We start from the raw sequence: 18,224 nt of genomic DNA, 5'->3' as shown, positions 1-18,224 counted from the left end.
AGCACACTTCCGCTGGCTCCGACAAGCCTGCCACTTTCCGTGCAGACTTGTGCATTGTACCAAAGTCTATTTCTTCGGCTCTAGGCGCCGGCCCACTGCCGGATCGCCGCGATCAAGCCCGGGATATCGTGCTGCTCCGCCTCAAAGGCCGGCTCCACGCCTTGCTTCCGCAGGGCCTCGCTGGTCACCGGACCAATGCTTCCGGCTGCGCATTTTTTCGGCCACGGCAGCCCGAGCTTGAAGAAATTCTCCACGGTGGATGCCGAGGTGAAAGTCACGAGATCCGCCCCGTCCTCGCGGAAGCGCGCCGCGGCCCCGGTCGGGTCTTCGGTCTCTGGCACGGTCTTGTAGGCGATGCACTCGTCCACGATCGCGCCTTGGGCGACCAGTCCGTCGTAGATCACATCGCGAGCCTCTTCCGCCCGCACCCAGAGAATGGTCAGGTTCTCGATCGACTCGGCTTTGAAGGCTTCCACCAGCCCTTCCGCCACGAACTTCTCCGGGATCAGGTCCACCGCGAAGCGATACTCCTTCACCTTTTGAGCGGTGCCTTGACCAATCACCGCAATCCGCGGATTGCCCAAACTACGGGCATCCGGGTAGGTCGCGAAGAAGGCATCGAAGAACTTCTCCACGCCATTCGGGCTGGAGAAGACCAGCCAGTCGTATTCGTGAGAATGGGTCACGCCCTCGGCGAAACCGATGCGGTCATCCGGATACTCGATGCGGATCGTCGGCAGCTCGACCACATCCGCGCCCAGTTCAGCCAAGCCATGGCTCAGGGCACCGGCCTGTTCACGGGTGCGGGTCACCACGATCCGCTTGCCGAAGAGCGGCCGAGTCTCGAACCAATTGATCTTTTCGCGCTCGCTTACTACCCCACCGATGACTGCCACCGCCGGCGAACCGAAGTCCGCCCTTTCCGCGATGTCCGCCATGGTGGCGAGAGTGCCCGTGAGCGTCTTCTGGGAGCCAGTGGTCGCCCAGCGCGTCAGCGCCATCGGCGTGCCCGCATCCGCCCCACCCGCGATCAGGGCGGAGGTGATCTCGCGCAAGCGCGCCACGCCCATCACGAACACCTTGGTGCCCGGAGTCTTCGCCAAGTGGGCGTAGTCGATCGAGCTCTCGCCCTTGGTCGGGTCCTCGTGACCGGTGAAAATCGTCAGTTGCGAGCAGTGGTCGCGGTGCGTCACCGGAATCCCTGCATAAGCCGGGCCACCGATGGTCGAGCTGATGCCCGGCACAATCTCGAAGGCCACCCCAGCGGCAGCCAGTTCGGCAGCCTCTTCGCCGCCGCGGCCGAAGATCATCGGATCGCCGCCCTTGAGCCGCACCACGGTCTTCCCGGCGCGGGTCTTCTCGACGATCAGAGCATTGATCTCATCCTGCGTGAGGGTGTGATCCTTGGCCCGCTTGCCGGCGTTGATCTTCTCGCAGTCCTTGCGCGCCCAGGACAGGATCACCGGACTACTAAGGGCATCGTACACCAGCACGTCCGCCCGCTCGACCAGCTCCTTGGCCCGCACGGTCACCAGACCCGGATCCCCGGGACCGGCACCCACCAGATAGCAAATTCCAGAAGTGCTCATGCCAGGGATTCGAAGAGGTCTTTCGCCACCTGGAGCGGCTCCGTGCCGCTCGCGCTGGCCTTGGATGGCTCACCGCCTTGATCCGGAAAGACACGGGCATCCATCCGCAGGAGATCACCATCGCAGGAGGTGTAAACCCCGACCGGCGTGCTGCAGCCGCCTTCCAGCAGGCGCAGGAATTCCCGCTCCGCCCGCACGCGGGTGAAGGTATCCGCATCGCGGATCGCAGCGACCAGAGCACCCGCGGCGGCATCACCCTTGCGGATCTCCAGGCCGATCGCCCCCTGCCCTGCGGCCGGGAAGAAGCGGTCTTCCTGCAGCGGAGAGAAGTTCAGCGCCACACCGCTCAGCACCGCCGGCTTCGTCATGCGGTAGCCGAGACGCGTCAAGCCGGCCTCTGCCAGCAGCAGTGCATCGAACAAACCATCCGCCAGCTTCTTGAGGCGGGTTGGCACGTTGCCGCGCACATCCACCACCCGCAGATCGGGGCGCATCCACTCGAGCTGGCGGGCACGCCGCACGCTGCTGGTGCCGACTACCGATCCGGCCGGCAGGGCATCCAGCCCACCTACCAGTTTCGAGACCAGCACATCGCGGACCGAGGCCCGCGGCAGCACTCCGGCGATTTCAAAGTCCTCATCGATCACCGTCGGCACGTCCTTGAGCGAGTGCACCGCGATGTCGATCTCGCCTGCCCGCAGTGCTTCTTCCAGCTCCTTGGTGAAGATCCCCTTGTCCGTGCCTTCGGCCTTGGCCACGTCTGCCAGCGCCACATCGGTGCGGCGGTCACCAGTCGTGCGGATCACCTTGCGCCCCATGCGCAGTTCCGGAAATGCCAGGGACAGGGTGCGCTCGACGGCGGCGGATTGCACCAGCGCGAGATCGCTCCCGCGGGTGCCAATAACGGTGTGTTGGACTGCTTCTTCTTCGCTCACGTGCCTGGCAGGTTCAGCTTTTTCAATTCCTCGTCGATGATCCGGTCGCATTCCACAATCTGCTTCTCGCGCCGGACCCGGGCCTCACCGGCCAGTTGTTCCAGCGTGTCGATGTCGTAGAGGTAAACTTCTTCGATCGCGCCGCAGGCCGGATCAATGTCGCGCGGCACGGCGATGTCGATCAGGAACAGCGGCCGGAATTTACGCACCCGCCGGACCGACTCGATGTGATGCGGCAGCACCACCGGGTGCGGCGCGCTGGTGGAAGAAATCACCACATCCACTCCCGCGAGCACCGCTTGCCACTCATCGAAGTGCACGGCGCGCCCGCCCATCTCCTCCGCCAGCAGCACCGCCTTGTCGTAGGAACGGTTGGTCACGAAGACCGAGGTGGCCCCGCGCGAGACCAGCGCCTGCGCCGTTTGCCGGCTCATCTCGCCGGCCCCGATCACAATCACGCGGCAGCCCGCGAGCTTGCCGAAAATCTTTTCCGCCAGCTCCACCGAGGCTCCCGCCACCGAGGTGGCGCCCTCTTGGATCCGCGTGTCCGTCCGGACCCGCTTGCCGATGCCGAAAGCACGTTGGAAGACCCGGTTCAGGATCCCCGAGGTCGCCCCGGCATCGAGCGCCTGGCGGTAAGCGTCCTTGGCCTGGCCGAAGATCTCGGTCTCGCCCAGCACCATGGAGTCCAGCCCGCTCACCACCCGGCACAGGTGCTTGGCAGCCTGGATGCGATGATGCTCATACCAGTGCGGATCGGAGTCCGCCCCATGCTCGGCAGCCAGGCGGCGGCGCAGCTCCGCGGCGGCATGCTCGGCCTGCTCACCGGCGAGGTAAAATTCCGTCCGGTTGCAGGTCGAAAGCACCACGCTCTCCTCCAGTCCGGAAATCGCCAGCAACTCCTTCGCGGAGTCCCCCAGCTTGCCCGCGGGCACGGCGAAGCGCTCGCGCACTTCTACGGGCGCGGTGCGGTGATTCAGGCCGACGCAGACGAGTTCCATTCAGACCAAGGCAAAAACCGAAAGCGAACCCACGAACAAGAGCACCGCCACCACCGCCAACCTACGACCAGTCAGCCCGCGAACTTGCCGGACTCCCAGCAACAGCGCGTAGCCGATCCACACCCCGGAGGCTGCCACCAAGTGCGCCCCCCCTCCCTGCCGCGGCATCATGAAGCCTGCCACTACCCCGATGCTCAGCAACACCACCCCGATCCACAGCAGGCGGACCATCGATTTCAGCAGCTCCCGCACCGGCGGCAGGTTCCGGAACAGGCCGGACTGCAGGTGGTGGTCCTTCAACTGGCGGTCCAATACCAAAAACATCACTCCCGCCACCGCCGCGAGCGCCAGCGCGCCGTAGGACAGCACGGACATCGCGGCATGCGTCTCCCGCCACGGATTGGTTGCCGGAATCCTCTCAGGTTCAACAATCCACACCCCCGGGAGCAGGGCCACAATCTGGAAAATCACCACCAGCGGCGCCGTGAACACCCCCAGTAGCGAAAGCCGGTAGGTCGGCCCGACCGCGAGATAGAACAGGGTCAAGGACCAGGCCAAAAAGGCTAGGATTTCGCCGATCCCGACCAAGGGGCAGGCCCCGCGCATCTGGCCCCGGACGTAGAGAAAAGCGAGCTGCGCCGCAAAGGCCGCCACCATCCAGATCACCGTCCAGCGGCTGCGCGTTCCTTGGTGGACGGTCAGCATACCGGTAATCCCGCCCACGGCAGCGAGGGCGGTCGCGGCAATGAGAAACCAGCGGTCCACGCCCCTCCCTTGGCGCTCAATCGCCTCCCGCGCAAGCCCTCAATCGGCAGTTGCAATTTCGGACAGCGGAACTGCTAGACGGAGAGCCCCTTACCAATCGTAGGTGCCCACCGGCTGATCCCGGACATGCTTCGTGAGAACTTGCAGGCAGGAGGACGCCAAGAGCAGCAAGCTCACCGCGACAATCGCGATACGTAATTTCCGGTAAAAGGCGCAGAAAGCCCCGAGACCGATGAGGGCCAGGATACTGTAAGTGGCCACGTGGTCGCCTGCGGCAATCGAGATTCTGGCAATCGAGGGGTAGTTCTGCAGGTCACGAGCCTCAGGCTTATACGCACCGGTGACAGCAAGGATCAGAGGGCACAGGGCCGAGACAACAAATCCCCCCAAAATGAGTACCTTGTTGCGTATCGGCTGCATTCCAATGGGCAAGGTCAGGTAGGGAAACCCGTTTCCCGATTCATCTCATCGGACGAGCAACCCGTTCCGGGATTGAGGAGCCGCTCTCAAGAATTTCCAGAAGTTCGCGGATCCCCGCTCCCGCATGGAAGGCCTCACTCTGGCCGGCCTTCTCCGCCAGCAAGGCGAGACGGCGCTCGATTACCGGTTCGAGGTCGATGGCAATCACGGCGCGAAATTATCGCCAGCCGCAGGCCATGGCAATCCGCCCTTCAATTTCGACAGATCACCACGGTTCCCGGCGTTCAGGAATCATGACTCCTCGCCTTCATCCTACGGCAGTTCCGGCCAGCCCGGGGCCATTGCGGGATCGAGGATTCGCAGGGGTCCCAAGAAGGCGAGAGGGGGCGAACTGAACGTGAAAATCTGGTTCGACACTTCAGTCCTTGTCGCAGCTCTGTTGAAGGAGCACCCGGCCCATGCCGCAGCCTTCCCCCGCGTGAAGGCGATCTACCAAGGCTACGCGCAGGGATTCACGAATGGCCGCACCCTTGCGGAGTTGTTCGAAACGCTGACCTCGCTGCCTCTCGATCCGAAGATCAGTCCCCGGGATGCCCAGCGCCTGATCCGGGCGATCATCCTGAACTGCTTCGAGATCGTGCCGGAGTCCCCGGAGGTCATTTCCCGTGCGATGCGGATGGCCGCCCAACGCGGGATGGATGGTACCGCGATCCGGGACGCGCTCTGCATCGTCGCGGCGCACAAGGCGGAGTGCGAGAAGCTGCTGACCTTCAATCTGGAGAACTTCCGCTCGCTGGCACCGGAGGATCCGATGGTGGCCTGCCCGTGAGGGAATGCTTGGCGTGCCCCCCACCTTGCCCTAACCAAGCGCCAGCCATGCCTTCCCCGGACTCCCTGCGTGCCGCCATCCGCGATGTGGTCGATTTCCCGACGCCGGGAATCGTGTTCAAGGACATCACCCCGATCCTCGGCGATGCGGCGTTGTTCCGCGATGCGATCACGCTGCTGGCGGAGAGCGCCGCCGGGCAGAAGATCGACAAGGTGGTGGGCATCGATGCCCGCGGCTTCATCTTCGCCGCAGCGGTGGCGGACCGAATCGGCGCAGGCTTCGTGCCGGTGCGCAAGAAGGGCAAGCTGCCGTGGAAGACCAAGCAGGTGGCCTACTCGCTGGAATACGGCGAATCCGTGGTCGAGCTCCACGAGGATGCCGTGCTTCCCGGCGAAACGGTCCTGCTGGTGGATGACCTGCTGGCCACCGGCGGGACCGCGGGCGCAGCCCTGAAGCTGCTGGACCAACTCGGTGCCAAGGTCGTCGGGGTCGCCTTCCTGATTGAGCTCGGCTTCCTGAATGGCCGCTCGCAGCTCGGCAGCCACAAGATCGAATCGATCCTGATTTTCGACTGAGGGTGGCGGAATCATACCGGGATTTCCCGGGATTCATTCACGCCCTGAAATCTTCTCATCGCGGGAGCCGTCCCGTGACAATCGCGCCGCTTGCCACCTCGCTCGCAGGCCCTACGCTTTTCTCCCCTTTCACTTTCTGCCACTGCCATGTCCTGGAATACCTACGCCGCCACCCTGATCCGCTATCCGCAATTCGGCTTCTCGCTCGATACGTCCCTGATGGACCTCGACGAAGCCTTCCTGACCAAGATGGCGCCAAAAGTGGAGAAGGCCTATGCCGACATCGCCGCACTGGAGTCCGGTGCGATCGCCAATCCCGATGAAAAGCGCATGGTCGGCCACTACTGGCTGCGCAATGCCAAGCTGGCTCCGAGCAAGGAGCTGAGCGATGCCATCACCAAGCCACTGGCTGATCTCAAGCACTTCGCCGAGAAGGTTCACACCGGTCAGGTCAAGCCGCCGGGCGGTGGCATCTTCCAGCGCATCCTCTTGATTGGCATCGGTGGTTCCGCGCTTGGCCCACAGCTCGTCGCGGAGGCCATCGGCCACGGCGCGCGCATGCCAATTCATTTCTTCGACAATACCGATCCCGCCGGCATCGACCGCGTGCTCTCGGACATCGGCACGACCGGCCTGGCCAACACCCTGGTGGTGGTAATCTCCAAGTCCGGCGGCACCCCGGAGACCCGCAACGGCATGGTCGAGGCCAAGGCCGCCTATGACGCTGCGGGCATGGACTTCGGCAAGCATGCTGTGGCCGTGACCGGAGTTGGCTCGAAGCTCGATCAGGTGGCCGAGAAACAAGGCTTCATTGCCCGCTTTCCGATGGAAGACTGGGTCGGCGGCCGCACCTCGGTGATGTCCACCGTGGGCCTCGTGCCCGCCGCGCTGCAAGGCATCGATATCGACTCCCTGCTCGCCGGTGCCGCTGCCATGGACGTGGAGACCCGCAAGACCGGTGACAAGAACGCCGCGATGCGCCTGGCACTCGCCTGGTATGCCTCCGGCAATGGCAAGGGCGAGAAGGACATGGTGGTCCTGCCCTACAAGGACTCACTGGTACTATTCTCGAAGTACTTGCAGCAACTCGTGATGGAGTCGCTCGGCAAGGAGCACGACCTCGACGGCAAGGTGGTCAACCAAGGCATCGCGGTCTACGGCAACAAGGGTTCCACCGACCAGCATGCCTACGTCCAGCAGCTCCGCGACGGCGTGCCGAACTTCTTCGCCACTCTCATCGAGGTCCGCAAGGGCCGCCACGGCGAGTCGATCGAAGTCGAGCCAGGCAACAGCTCCGCCGATTACCTGCAAGGCTTCCTGCGCGGCACCCGCAAGGCGCTCTACGATTCCGGCCGCAAGTCGGTGACCATCTCGATCCCGGAAGTCACGCCCTTCCAGCTCGGCGTGCTGATCGCCCTCTTCGAGCGCACGGTTTCCTTCTACGCCTCGCTGGTGAACATCAACGCCTACCACCAACCGGGCGTGGAAGCCGGCAAGAAGGCCGCAGCCGTGTTCCTGGACCTGCTCGGCGCCGTGCGCAGCCGTCTGGTCTCCGAGGCCAAGACCGCCAACGAGATCGCCTTCGAGACCGATGCTGACGCGGAGGACGTCTATCACTGCCTGACGCACCTCGCGGCCAACGGCGAAGCGCAGATCTCGCTCGGCGCAACGCCGGCGGAGGACAACTTCTCGCTGTAAGCTCGCAAACCGCTCATGCGGCAATAGGGAGCAGCGACGGCCGCTGCTCCTTATCTCATCTTCCTCGTCTCAAACTTCTTCCCGCCCAACGCGTCCTTCACCGGGACACCCCAGAAGGGCGTGGGCGTGTAGTCCCAGTCTAACAAGACACGCGGGGTCGACTTGGGATGGAAGCACCACGCAGTCCAGTTCAGCCGGTGCTTCTGGATCACACCGAGCATGTCCGGCACCCAGGTGGCGGGATCTTCCTGGCGCTCGGTCGGGATGAATTCCATCCGCTGGGTGTCCGCGCCGACTTCACCAATGAAGAGCGGATACTTGTCTGCAAGAGCCAGGAACTTGCCCTGCCAGTCACTCTTCCAAGGATAGACGTGGCTGGAATACATGATCCCATGGCCGCCGCGATCCTCCAGCGCGAAGCCGTCTAACACACCCGCGAGATCGTAGCCCCAATCGAGGCCGCCCGCGATGATCAGATTCTTCGCGCCGGTCTCGCGGATCACATTCACGAGGCCCTGCATGCCGATCGACTGGAAGCCGCTGAGCTTCTCGCCGTTCTCGGCCACAGCGTCTCCCCCACCCTTCTTGTCGGTCACCAGCCCGCCATTGCGCCAGACCTCCCATGAGATGTCATGCGGCTCATTCAGGAGCTCGAAGATCACCGCCGGGTGATTCTTGTAGCGCGCCGCCACATCCTTCCAGAAGGCGGCATGCTCCGCCTGCGGCGCGCGGTAGGCATGGAGATCGAGAACGATGTAGGCACCGCGCCCGGCACAGGCATTCACCGCATCCTCCACCAACTGCCGGTAGGCCATGCCACCGTCGTTCTGCCATGGGCCGGTGCCAGCCCAGAATTTCTCCCCGAGGCAAAGGCGGATGCAGTTCGCCTTCCAGCCATCGATGCCCACACCGATCGACTTCAGCACATTTTCCCCACCCGCCGACCATTCCATGCTCGGCACGGCCAGGCCTTGCAGCCAGACCTCCCTGCCCGCTGGCGTGACCAGGCGATTGCCGGAGACCTTCAGTGCCGGCGGCAGCTTGTCCGGAGAAGGCACCGGTATCTGGGGCTGCGGCTTGGGCAGCTCCGCAATCCGTGCCGCCTCCTTGGCCTTCGCCTCCGCCTCCGCGGCATCAATCACCACAGGATCGATCGCCACGAGGCGGACCTCATCGAAATCAAGCGTCCCGCTCTCCGCCTGGAAGAGCGTGAACATCAGCTCCAGCTTCACCGCACCCGGCGGCACGCGGAACTGCTGCGTCTTCTCCTGCCAATCCCGCGCTGTGCCGGTGAAGGACGGAGGAGCAGGCGAAGGATTCACCACGCTGCCGGCGGCGTCCTTGAAGTTCATCATGATCCGCCCGTCGAACCAAGCCTGCTTGCCGCGGCGGATATCCTCGTGGCGCACCTTGTAGCTCAGCCGCAGTGCCTGCACCTCCTTGCCCAAGGACACGGCCTGATAGGCCATCACCTGCTTACCCGGGGAGGGGCTTTTCAGGCGCAGGAAGTGATTCCCCGCCTCCTCCGGGATCGTGACGTCCGCATCCGCCGGCCAGCCATCGGCTCGCCCCGGCGAGGTCAATGCCTCAAAGCTGCCATTGGGCAAGAGCGGACGAACATCCGCCGCCGCCAAGCGGTCGAGACGGCAAAACAGGAGCAAGAAGAAGGCAACAAAGGCACGCATGAACTCTCCGCCTTACGCGGAGCGATCACCACTCCTTGCTTGGCCGCCCCTTACTTCTGATCCGTGCCTTGCTTGTTGCGGGCCGCATATTCCTTCGCGATCCGGACGAGGTCGGCGTTCAGCCCATCAATCTCTTTCTGCAAGGTGCGAACCTTGTTCTCCGCGTCGCGCTGCTTCTGTTGGTGCTGGGAGATCGAGTTCTTGTTTTCGCGCGCCTGTCCTTCCATTTCCTGCAACCTCGCCTCCATCGCCGGCGCCTTGCTCAGCTTCTTCCTCTTCTCCATATCGATAGCCGTGCGCTGCTGGGCGAGACTGTTTTCCCAGACCGGGATCGCATCGCTAGCCGCCTTGGCTGCTGCCTCCTCCTTGTGGGCATTCATCTGCTCCTTGTCCAACTCAGCCTGCTTCTGATCGCGGCGATCTTCGGTGGTCGCATACTCCACGCTGTTGACGTGGTCCTGCTCGCCCTTGTTCCGGTCGCCCGCGACCTTCACCGCCGTCTTCTCATCCGGCTGCCAGCGATCCTGGAGGGCCAGCGGCAAATCTTTCATTTTGATGCTCTTCGGGCCCGTGGAGTCGGTGATCTTCATTTCCGTGTGGTTCACCTCACGGATTGACACGTCGTGATAAGTGGTCCCGGAGAGCGAAGTGACATCGCCCAGCTTCTCGCCCTTCGCCCGCCCCCACTCGGAGGTCCGGTAGGCTGCCTTGTAATCCTCCCACTTCTGGTTTGCGTCGTCCACGGCCTTTCCTGCCGCGCGCTTCGCCGCCTCGGCTTCATCGATCTGGGCCTCGCCGTGGCTGGCCTTGGCCTGGGCATCGCTGAGCTCCCGCCCTTGGTCCTTCAGGCGTGCAGCCTCCTCGAGCCGCTGATTGGCAATCTTGATGTCCTCCTTGAAGATCTCGATCGCCGTGCCCTGCTCGCGGATCATCGACTCGATGGTCTGCTTGCCGCCCTGGAGCCCCTCATCGAAAACGAAGATATAGAGGGTGCCAAAGCCCACCAACACCAACAAGGCGAGGAAGGTGCCAATGACGCCGGGGCCACGCCCGCTGCTGAGGAGGTCGGAAAAGCTCATGGAGGATCAGATTCTATCGGAGCGGGATAAGTCCACCGCCCTGACGCGAATCGAACAAATCCCCGTAAAAAGCTCAAGAACGGACTCCCGCTGTGAGACCGCCCATGGAGTCCCCTATCGCGGATTTCCCGGGCCCACAAGGTTCCCGCCCAGGGCTTCACCCGCCCTTCATCTACTTTTCACCCAGCGCCTTAGGGGCAGCGCCCTCAGACCCGCTCGCGCAGGACCCGCAGCTCCTGCTCCGCCGAGTCGAGGCGCTCCATCAGGTCCATCACAAAGCGGATCGAGCGTAGGCTCATGCTGCGCTCCTCCCGCAGCACGGCGATCTGGCGCAGGCGGTGGATGGCATGACAATCGAGGTGATAAAGTTCGCCCTCGCGGCGCAGCTCGATGACATCGGCGCGGGCGTATTCCAGGATCATCTCCGGGTGCATGCCGCACAACTCCGCCGCGGCTTCCAGATCGTGCAGATCCTTCGTCTCAAGCGCCTGTGGGGCCGGCAGACCGCGCCCGCGTTCCTGCTGATAGGTCATGATTTCATCGGGGATTGAATTTCGAGCTGTCTGCCAGGGCTTGCCAATGGCGGCGCTCCTCCTCCGTGGCAGTGGTCGGGGTCACGACCTGGGCCACCGCGAAGAGATCGCCGAAGCTGCCGCTCTTGCCCTTCGGCAGGCCCTTGCCGCTGAGGCGGAATTCCGTGCCGGACTCAGTGCCCGGCGGGACCTTGATCTTCATTTCGCCATGCGGCGTCCGCACCGGCACCGTGGCCCCCAGCACCGATTCCCAGGGCGCGAGGCGCAGGTCGTAGTAGAGATCGTGCTCCTCCGCCCGGAAATCCGGGTGGCGCTCCAAGCGCACCTTCAGGAAAAGGTCTCCCGGCGCACCGCCGCCCTGCCCCGGCTCGCCGAGGCCCGCGGCGCGGATCAACTGGCCCTCGGTGATGCCCTTCGGGATTCGGATCGTCACCGGCTTGCGCTCGCCGCGGCGATCCTGAGCCTGAATGGTCAGCGAGCGCTCGGAGCCGTTCATCACTTCGTCCAAGGTGACGAGGATCTCCGATTCGATGTCGCGCCCCCGGCGCGGGGCATTGCTCTTCGCCCCGCCCGGCCCACGCGCCGCGAAGCCCCCGCGGCTGGCGCGGCTGCCGAAGAAATTCTCGAAGAAGTCGCTGAAGCCAGTGCCCTCGAAGTGGTAGTCCCCGCCGCGGTCCTCATCCCCGGCACCCGGCCAGAAGGTCGCCCCCCCGGCCCCGCCGCCGAAGCTGTCGGCATGCTTCCAGTGCTCGCCGAGCTGGTCGTATTTCTTGCGCTTGTCCGCGTCGCCCAGGACCTCGTAGGCCTCGTTGATTTCCTTGAACTTGTCCTCCGCGGTCGCCTTGTCCTTGGCCACGTCCGGGTGGTGGGTGCGCGCCAGCTTGCGGAAAGCCTTGCGGATCTCGTCCTGGCTGGCATCCCGCTTCACGCCCAGCACCTCGTAGTAGTCCCTGAATTTTACCTTCGCCATGTGAACCCTAGCAGGATGGCGTGTTCCGCCGGGAAATCAACTCCGGGACAGCGGTGGCAGGAATCGAGGCAGAATGACCGGGGCCGCGCGGACTCCCCGGGAGTCCACGCTGAAGCCGACGGAACCCCGGGGACGATCAGCGAGGGCCAAAAAACAGCACCTTCAAGGACAGGATCGCAAGGATCGTAGTGAGCCCATAGATTTCATTGGCCGCCCAATAAACCAACCTTTCTCCCTTCGCCTTGGACCGATCGAAGGTACGCGTGAAAACCATGAATTGGAAGGCCACACCAAGAATCAGCCCATACCTGCCCACATCGCTCAAATCCTTCACCCACAAGGCTCCCGCGATCGCGCACATCTGGAAAAGCAACACCGCCTCGTGGTCGAGGTGACCCAAAGCTTCTGCCAGGCCATGTTTCATGCTCGAGCGGAATCGTCAGCGTCCACAATCTACTTGGGCTGGGGAGCTTTGGTCGGCCCCTCCGAGGCTTCGCCGGACTCCTGCTCCGGAGCCCCAGCCGCTCCCTCGTCCTCGAGGGGGATTGCGACGTGCTTGACCGCCCGCTCGGAAAACTTCCCGAACAGCCTCTCGACCTCAGCACCGGCCCCACGAACTTCCCGGCTCTCCAGCTCCTTGAGCTTGCCTTTCACGATGGCATAAAATCCGAGCATGCCCTTCCCGGCCCCGCCGGGACCGTAAGTGTAGAATCCGCGAACCTCGGGATCCTTCTTCCAAGCCGCGGGAGCGATGCAACTGAGGTCCACCGTCACATCGCCGATCCGCTCCATCTTGCCTCCCTTCGCCGCCCTCCGATAGATCGTCCACTTGTGACCTTGCTTCCCATCGCGGAGGCTCGGTTTGCTCAATAGCTCCTCCGGCTTACCGTCCCCATTGAGGTCCATGGAAGTCCGCAGGATTTCATTCGGATCTACAGGTGACATGTTTTCCAAGGAAGCGGAATACTTGAGATACTCCGCCTCCAGCGGATCCAGTTCCGCGCCTGCTCTTGCGGCAGCAGGCATCAGGAAGATCAACGCGACTGCAGGTTCCTTCGCCTTCATTGCTCGATAGCATAGACGGAATTTCATACCTGAGGATTTTTGCTTCCAACGACGATCAACGTGAAGGCGCGGCCGACCTCAGCATTACTCTTGCTTGGTCCAATCCAGCAACTCCTTGAACTTTTGATCACAAAGCACCTTGTTACTTTCATACCTTGCTTTCAACACGCCTAGACCCGGTCCCGCTCCAACATAATCCTCAAAAAAATCCGCGGAGGATTTATGTCCTCCAATAAACCACTCTGCCTTCTCCACGCCTGCGGCCTTCAATTGGACCACGGCGACCGCAGGATCCAGGATCATCACTCCCGCCCCATCCACGGGCATCTGCGTTCCCTCGGGCCAATCGGTAGGGCTCACCCACCCGGCCCTGGCAAATAGCTCGATGAATTGCTCCCTCCTTGTCGCGGAGACCTTTGCGGTGCTCTCGCTCACATGGAGAGCAAACGCATTGACGAAGTAGGACCCCATTCCCGACCGCATCGCCGACGAGATATCCTTCAATTCCTCGGAAAGCTCTTCTCCCTCTTGATTGCGACCGGTGAACTCCAGCAAGAATGGCAACAAGGCGAATAGGTCCGCCTGCGCCTTGGTCGTGAGAAGCTGATCGAACCCCGCCTTCCAAGTTTGAACCTTGGGGTACCATGCGGACGACTTGCCGGTCGCACCGTCTGGCACCGCGACAAGAAGCTCACCAATCCTAGCGTTCATCCTCTGAAGTCGCCGCCATTCGTCCATCCGGATTTTCCCCGGGGGCGGAGCATCGTCATCTCCTTCCTCGTAGATGATTTCATCCGGGTCATGCTTGTTAGCATAGAGGGCCTCTAAAACGGAATCAGGGGGAAATGTAAGGTCGCCAAGCACCCCCTGCCGGGCAGTCACGGCCAACGCGAAGACCACGAGTCCGATGAATCTCATCGGCTTCACTCTACGCCTTTCTCCAAGGCATCCAACATGAACGAGGCCCTTCTCGCATTTTTCACACGCGGCGAAGCACCGGACCCGATCAATCCCTGCGGATATCGGTCTTGTCCGCTGTAAGCCCGCCGACCCAGCTCCCGAGGCGGACCCAGACTCTGCGGCGCATGCCCTGCGCATCCTCCACCTGTATCCGGAGCACCACCTGGGCCTTGGAAGTGGTCCAGAAGAAGGGCCCCTCGCCTGCCCAGCAATGGTCCGATTACAGCAGGCGATAGCCATTCTCCGCGGCCCATTTGTGGATGAGTTGCTTGCTTCGCTTCCTCCTCCAGACCAGATGGCTGATCACCAGCACGACGAAGCCGATCACCAGAATGACATGGAAGTAATCGTGCATGGATGGACGGCCGGCTGGTGGCACAGGGTCTAACATCCCGCTGCGGCCACCATCCATTACAAAGGTCCCCGCCGTTTATTGCTTGGGCAGCTCGGGGCCCGGAAAATGCTCGGCCTGGAGTGGATGCGGTAGGTTTTGATGTAGAAGACGAGCCCCGCCGCACCAAAGGACAGGAACTGAAAAGCCCATATGATAACCGCGCAGATGAAGTTTCTATGCGCTACCCAGGCAACCAAGGCCAAGGGCAGGCTGTAGAACGCTGCATAGCAAAGGACGATCAAACAATTCCAAGTGAGGAGGAGGGATGGGCGCATAAGCCATTCGCTTGTTATTTTGCTCCCAGGCATCATGAAGCGTGGATCGAGCTTGGACCACTGGCTTCACTTCGGCCCTCGCCGGTAGGCTATGATTAGATCCACGGTGAAGATGGACATGTACATCACCATCTGAAGTCCCCAGATGACGAGCGCCACCCCGAAATCCCTAGGGCCCAGCCAAACGAGGAATGCCATTGGAACGCAAATGATCGAACAAAGCCCCAACATCCGGACGAAGGCACAAATGAATGGAATCAGCGGACGCATGGAAGATGTAAGGCAACTCCGGTTGGCTCCCCTTTTCGGCTGAATCAATCCCAGCGCGCTTCCGTCTTATTGGACAACAAGCCGCCGAGCCAGCTGCCGCAACGCACCCAGCCGCTGCGTTGCATTCCATCCGTGTCCTGCACGACGACGCGGAAGACGATCTGGCTCTTGGAAGTGCCCCAGAAGAAGGGACCCTTTGAGAACAGGCAGCGGTCCGCGCGCATCAAGCGATAGCCATTTTCCCGGGCCCAGCCGTAAACCAGTTCGCTGCCACGCTTTTCGCGCCAGACCATATTGACGATGGCCAGGCAGATAAAGCCGACGATCAAGAAGCCGGGGAAAAGAGAGGGAACGGACGAATGAGACATTGGACAGCATTCGGTCTAACATCCCGCAGTTGCCGCCCTCCATTACAAAGGCCCCTGCCGTTTGTTCCTTGGTCGGCTTGGCTGACGGAACCTTTGGCCGTGGCCACGTCCGGGTGGTGGGTGCGCGCCAGCTATGCAGAAGGCCTTGTGGATCTCGTCCTGCTTGGCATCCCGCTTCACGCCCAAGACCTCGTAATAGTCCCTGAATTTTACCTTCGCCATGTGAACCCTAGCAAGATGACGCGTTCCGGCGAGAAATTAACCATGAGACGGAAAACCTTGGGGATGAGTCGAATGGCGCTTGGATAAGGTCCGGAGCTCGTGGGCGAAGCAGGCCGCAGGATGGTGCGCCCGCTTCAGCTGGCCTGAGAGGTAGGCTAGCCACGGGACAGATCCTCTGTTCGCCCGGGACTCGTGAGCACGATGGCACCTCAACGATCCGCAGCGGCGCAGCCAATTCTCCGCGCATTGGCAGTCTCTCCTGAGGATGATCTGGTTCTTGGGATGAGGGCTGGGAGCAAGGTCCCGTTCCGGACTCTTCTCAGGCTTCTTCCGCAGAACAGGACGCTCATTGAGAAGCTTCTCAAACCTTTGTGGGCTCTTCGTTTTGAGTTGGGGAATGACCTTCTCGCAAATTGCATCCCAGTCGGCACCCATCGCTCTGACCTCCGCTGGCTTCACTGGCCCCTCCTGCGAGGTTTCGATGGCCACCTGGATACTTTCTGGATCCTTTAGTTCCGTGATCTTTCGGGATCTTGCCGCTCCAAGCAGCTCATTGAAAGCCACTGTCCCTTTGGGAAAAGCTGCCACATCCGATGCCCCGAATACGAGGTAGCCGGACCCGTCGGTATATACAGTAAGGGTTCACCCTTCGTTCACCCTGAGCAGGGTGATCAACTGCACCGGCGGTGCAATGCCATCTTTCACCTTCTCTTTCACCTTCTCTTTCGCCTTCTCTTTCGCCTTCTCTTTCGCCTTCTCTTTCGCCTTCTCTTTCGCCTTCTCTTTCGCCTTCTCTTTCGCCTTCTCTTTCGCCTTCTCTTTCGCCTAGCTAACACCGAGCGTCGAAACCGAAAAAAACAGAACTTTTTCTATCGATTTAATAGTTTGTAGGTGTACCTTCATCGATATCCAAGGTCGGAGGATTTCTTTCTAAATGGGTGGACGTCATCAGAGGCTGTCTGGAATGGCGCGTATTTAGCGGCTATGCCGCTAAGCTCGGGCGATCGCGATGAGGGGGCTTCTGGTAGTCTTTCCGGTGCTTGGTCAGTAACGGGTAGCCCTTCGGCCTGCGCTTGACCCCTCTTGGCTCGCTGCGGAAAAGCCGGGGGTCGATGAGCTTCCCCGCGCAGGCCTCAACCACGCGGTCGTGATGGGTGGCCAACCGACGCGGACGGCCACGGTGGGCAATGTAGCTTTCATGGCTCGCCATCGCATGGTCGAGGATGCCCTTGAAACTCGTCCGTGCCACCGGCTTGCCAGCTTCAATTGCGGCGCGCTGCATCAGGCAGCGCAGCAGCTCGCAGGCGATCCATCATCATCCACACGGTGCGGCGGGCCATTTCAGGCGTGCGCACGCCGAAACGCTCCATACTAAGGGTGGTCTTCACGTCGCGCAGCTTCAGCTCGATGTCCCAGAGCCGGGCATAGATGGAAGCGACGTCCAAGGCATCGTATGCCACCTCGTCGAGCAAAGTGGTCACGACCACCAGCATCCGCTTCATCCCGCATCTGTCCTCGTAGCCGAGCTTGATGTAACGCAAAACGAGTTCTTCCAGCAAAGCCTGCCATGCTTCCACGCCCATGGTGCTGCCGGCGGGTTGCAGGCGCGGTTTCCTCCAGACAACGAGACGTTCGATCGCGCAGACCTCCTTGCCCTTGCGCCAGTCGAGCTTGGCGTGACGGGTTTGATGGAGGCGCATGACCACGTGCGCTCCCTTTTCCCACAACAGGGCGATGAGTTCGCAGGTGCAGAAGGACCGATCGCCGAGCAGGATGTCGCCTTCCCCGACGTGCTTGCGCAGGCGCGGCGCAATAGCCGAGTCGTGCGCGGTGTGCGGGCATGTCACAAATCCTTCCCAGCCACCGTGGCAGAGATTAAGCACGCCTACAATGCCCATCGTAGGCAAGCCGCAGCCGGGCTTCTGGGCGAAGGGCTGGGCGAAGGGCTGGGCGAAGGGCTGGGCGAAGGGCTGGGCGAAGGGCTGGGCGAAGGGCTGGGCGAAGGGCTGGGAATAGGCGCGCTGGTTGGCCCGGGTGTCGATGAGCTGGGCGCTGCTCCCGTCGATGTCCTTGAGAACATGGCCCCGCCATAGATCGGAAGGGCGGATGCCGGCGGCGAGGCTGCGGAGGACCGGAGCTTGGACCGCGGCGAGGAACTCCGGCCGGATGCGGCGGCGGCCCGGCAAAAGCCGCCGGTGTCGCCGGAAGGCACCGGCAAGCCGTTGGCGCGCGACCATGCCTGGATCAGGCTCACGGCTTTGGAACATGAAGCGTTTGCCTCCAAAATCTGGGCCAGCCATGCCCAGAACACCGGCACGTGTCCGAAATGGCGCTGACGGGCGGCGGGATCCCCTCAAGGAAAGGGCCGGGCAGGAAGCGGGAGAACATCAGCGCGTAGCCGCAGATCAAGCGGCGCAATACGGATGCTCGCCGACCGTGCAAGGCGGCTTGCAGCCTACGCTTGGCGGTGGCAAAAACCGTCCGCGGAAAGCCGGTGAGGGAAGGTTGTTTGGTCACGCTAACAAGCCGTACCTGAGCCGGCTTTTCGTCTCTCAAAATCAACGGAAACTGCCTTAACTACGCGCCATTCG

General features: G+C 62.3%; 19 protein-coding genes. 3 read left to right on the top strand and 16 right to left on the bottom strand.

What is annotated here, in order from left to right:
* Positions 1 to 80: 80 nt before the first annotated feature.
* The 6 genes from cobA to BV071_RS35910 all read right to left on the bottom strand — a co-directional run bounded on the left by cobA (position 81) and on the right by BV071_RS35910 (position 4,918).
* On the bottom strand, positions 81 to 1,589 hold the full coding sequence (cobA, locus tag BV071_RS27765) for a uroporphyrinogen-III C-methyltransferase (protein WP_035614422.1): 1,509 nt from the start codon (positions 1,587 to 1,589) through the stop codon (positions 81 to 83).
* Positions 1,586 to 2,524 (bottom strand): hydroxymethylbilane synthase, encoded by a 939-nt coding sequence (gene hemC, locus BV071_RS27760; RefSeq protein ID WP_035614420.1) that lies wholly within the window; start codon positions 2,522 to 2,524, stop codon positions 1,586 to 1,588. The genes cobA and hemC overlap by 4 nt, the downstream gene beginning before the upstream one ends.
* The gene (hemA, locus tag BV071_RS27755) at positions 2,521 to 3,525 is read right to left on the bottom strand and encodes a glutamyl-tRNA reductase (protein ID WP_035614418.1); all 1,005 of its coding nucleotides are present in this window, start codon (positions 3,523 to 3,525) and stop codon (positions 2,521 to 2,523) included. The genes hemC and hemA overlap by 4 nt, the downstream gene beginning before the upstream one ends.
* Positions 3,526 to 4,290, bottom strand: coding sequence for a cytochrome c biogenesis protein CcsA (gene ccsA, locus BV071_RS27750; RefSeq protein WP_035614416.1), 765 nt, complete (start codon positions 4,288 to 4,290; stop codon positions 3,526 to 3,528).
* A 90-nt stretch (positions 4,291 to 4,380) separates the two neighbouring features.
* Positions 4,381 to 4,710 carry a hypothetical protein gene (locus tag BV071_RS27745; RefSeq protein WP_035614414.1) on the bottom strand — a complete coding sequence of 110 codons (330 nt, stop codon included), beginning with the start codon at positions 4,708 to 4,710 and terminating at the stop codon, positions 4,381 to 4,383.
* A 40-nt stretch (positions 4,711 to 4,750) separates the two neighbouring features.
* Positions 4,751 to 4,918: a hypothetical protein gene (locus tag BV071_RS35910; RefSeq protein WP_265594989.1), complete on the bottom strand. Its 168-nt coding sequence runs from the start codon at positions 4,916 to 4,918 to the stop codon at positions 4,751 to 4,753.
* A gap of 189 nt (positions 4,919 to 5,107) precedes the next feature.
* On the opposite strand from BV071_RS35910, the gene BV071_RS35905 reads away from it, so the two are divergent.
* From BV071_RS35905 to BV071_RS27730, 3 genes are all read left to right on the top strand, one after another.
* A complete protein-coding gene (locus BV071_RS35905) occupies positions 5,108 to 5,539 on the top strand; it encodes a PIN domain-containing protein (protein ID WP_075091028.1) in 432 nt (143 codons plus the stop codon).
* A 47-nt stretch (positions 5,540 to 5,586) separates the two neighbouring features.
* A complete protein-coding gene (locus BV071_RS27735; RefSeq protein WP_035614411.1) occupies positions 5,587 to 6,114 on the top strand; it encodes an adenine phosphoribosyltransferase in 528 nt (175 codons plus the stop codon).
* Between the two features lie 147 nt (positions 6,115 to 6,261).
* The gene (locus BV071_RS27730) at positions 6,262 to 7,812 is read left to right on the top strand and encodes a glucose-6-phosphate isomerase (RefSeq protein WP_035614409.1); all 1,551 of its coding nucleotides are present in this window, start codon (positions 6,262 to 6,264) and stop codon (positions 7,810 to 7,812) included.
* A gap of 50 nt (positions 7,813 to 7,862) precedes the next feature.
* On the opposite strand, the gene BV071_RS27725 is transcribed toward BV071_RS27730, so the two are convergent.
* The 10 genes from BV071_RS27725 to BV071_RS34520 form a co-directional block, all read right to left on the bottom strand.
* Positions 7,863 to 9,497, bottom strand: coding sequence for a cellulase family glycosylhydrolase (locus BV071_RS27725; RefSeq protein WP_052573964.1), 1,635 nt, complete (start codon positions 9,495 to 9,497; stop codon positions 7,863 to 7,865).
* A 50-nt stretch (positions 9,498 to 9,547) separates the two neighbouring features.
* Positions 9,548 to 10,576, bottom strand: a complete 1,029-nt coding sequence (locus BV071_RS27720) for a hypothetical protein (protein ID WP_035614407.1) — start codon at positions 10,574 to 10,576, stop codon at positions 9,548 to 9,550.
* A gap of 206 nt (positions 10,577 to 10,782) precedes the next feature.
* Positions 10,783 to 11,109 carry a chaperone modulator CbpM gene (locus BV071_RS27715; RefSeq protein ID WP_035614405.1) on the bottom strand — a complete coding sequence of 109 codons (327 nt, stop codon included), beginning with the start codon at positions 11,107 to 11,109 and terminating at the stop codon, positions 10,783 to 10,785.
* A gap of 4 nt (positions 11,110 to 11,113) precedes the next feature.
* The gene (locus tag BV071_RS27710; RefSeq protein ID WP_035614403.1) at positions 11,114 to 12,079 is read right to left on the bottom strand and encodes a J domain-containing protein; all 966 of its coding nucleotides are present in this window, start codon (positions 12,077 to 12,079) and stop codon (positions 11,114 to 11,116) included.
* A 136-nt stretch (positions 12,080 to 12,215) separates the two neighbouring features.
* Positions 12,216 to 12,503, bottom strand: coding sequence for a hypothetical protein (locus BV071_RS27705; RefSeq protein WP_035614401.1), 288 nt, complete (start codon positions 12,501 to 12,503; stop codon positions 12,216 to 12,218).
* Positions 12,504 to 12,532: 29 nt separating this feature from the next.
* Positions 12,533 to 13,171: a hypothetical protein gene (locus tag BV071_RS27700; RefSeq protein ID WP_265594988.1), complete on the bottom strand. Its 639-nt coding sequence runs from the start codon at positions 13,169 to 13,171 to the stop codon at positions 12,533 to 12,535.
* Positions 13,172 to 13,228: 57 nt separating this feature from the next.
* Positions 13,229 to 14,008: a hypothetical protein gene (locus BV071_RS27695; protein WP_265594987.1), complete on the bottom strand. Its 780-nt coding sequence runs from the start codon at positions 14,006 to 14,008 to the stop codon at positions 13,229 to 13,231.
* Positions 14,009 to 14,324: 316 nt separating this feature from the next.
* Positions 14,325 to 14,459 carry a hypothetical protein gene (locus BV071_RS35900; RefSeq protein WP_265594986.1) on the bottom strand — a complete coding sequence of 45 codons (135 nt, stop codon included), beginning with the start codon at positions 14,457 to 14,459 and terminating at the stop codon, positions 14,325 to 14,327.
* Between the two features lie 628 nt (positions 14,460 to 15,087).
* Positions 15,088 to 15,411 (bottom strand): hypothetical protein, encoded by a 324-nt coding sequence (locus BV071_RS27685; protein WP_052573963.1) that lies wholly within the window; start codon positions 15,409 to 15,411, stop codon positions 15,088 to 15,090.
* A gap of 1,484 nt (positions 15,412 to 16,895) precedes the next feature.
* Complete coding sequence (locus BV071_RS34520; RefSeq protein ID WP_035614386.1) at positions 16,896 to 17,900, bottom strand: transposase; 1,005 nt, start codon at positions 17,898 to 17,900, stop codon at positions 16,896 to 16,898.
* Positions 17,901 to 18,224: the final 324 nt, after the last annotated feature.

This window comes from Haloferula sp. BvORR071 (assembly GCF_000739615.1).
GTDB lineage: Bacteria > Verrucomicrobiota > Verrucomicrobiia > Verrucomicrobiales > Akkermansiaceae > Haloferula.
The sequence above is the reverse complement of the archived record's forward strand: the minus strand, read 5'-3'. Positions and strand labels throughout refer to the sequence as shown.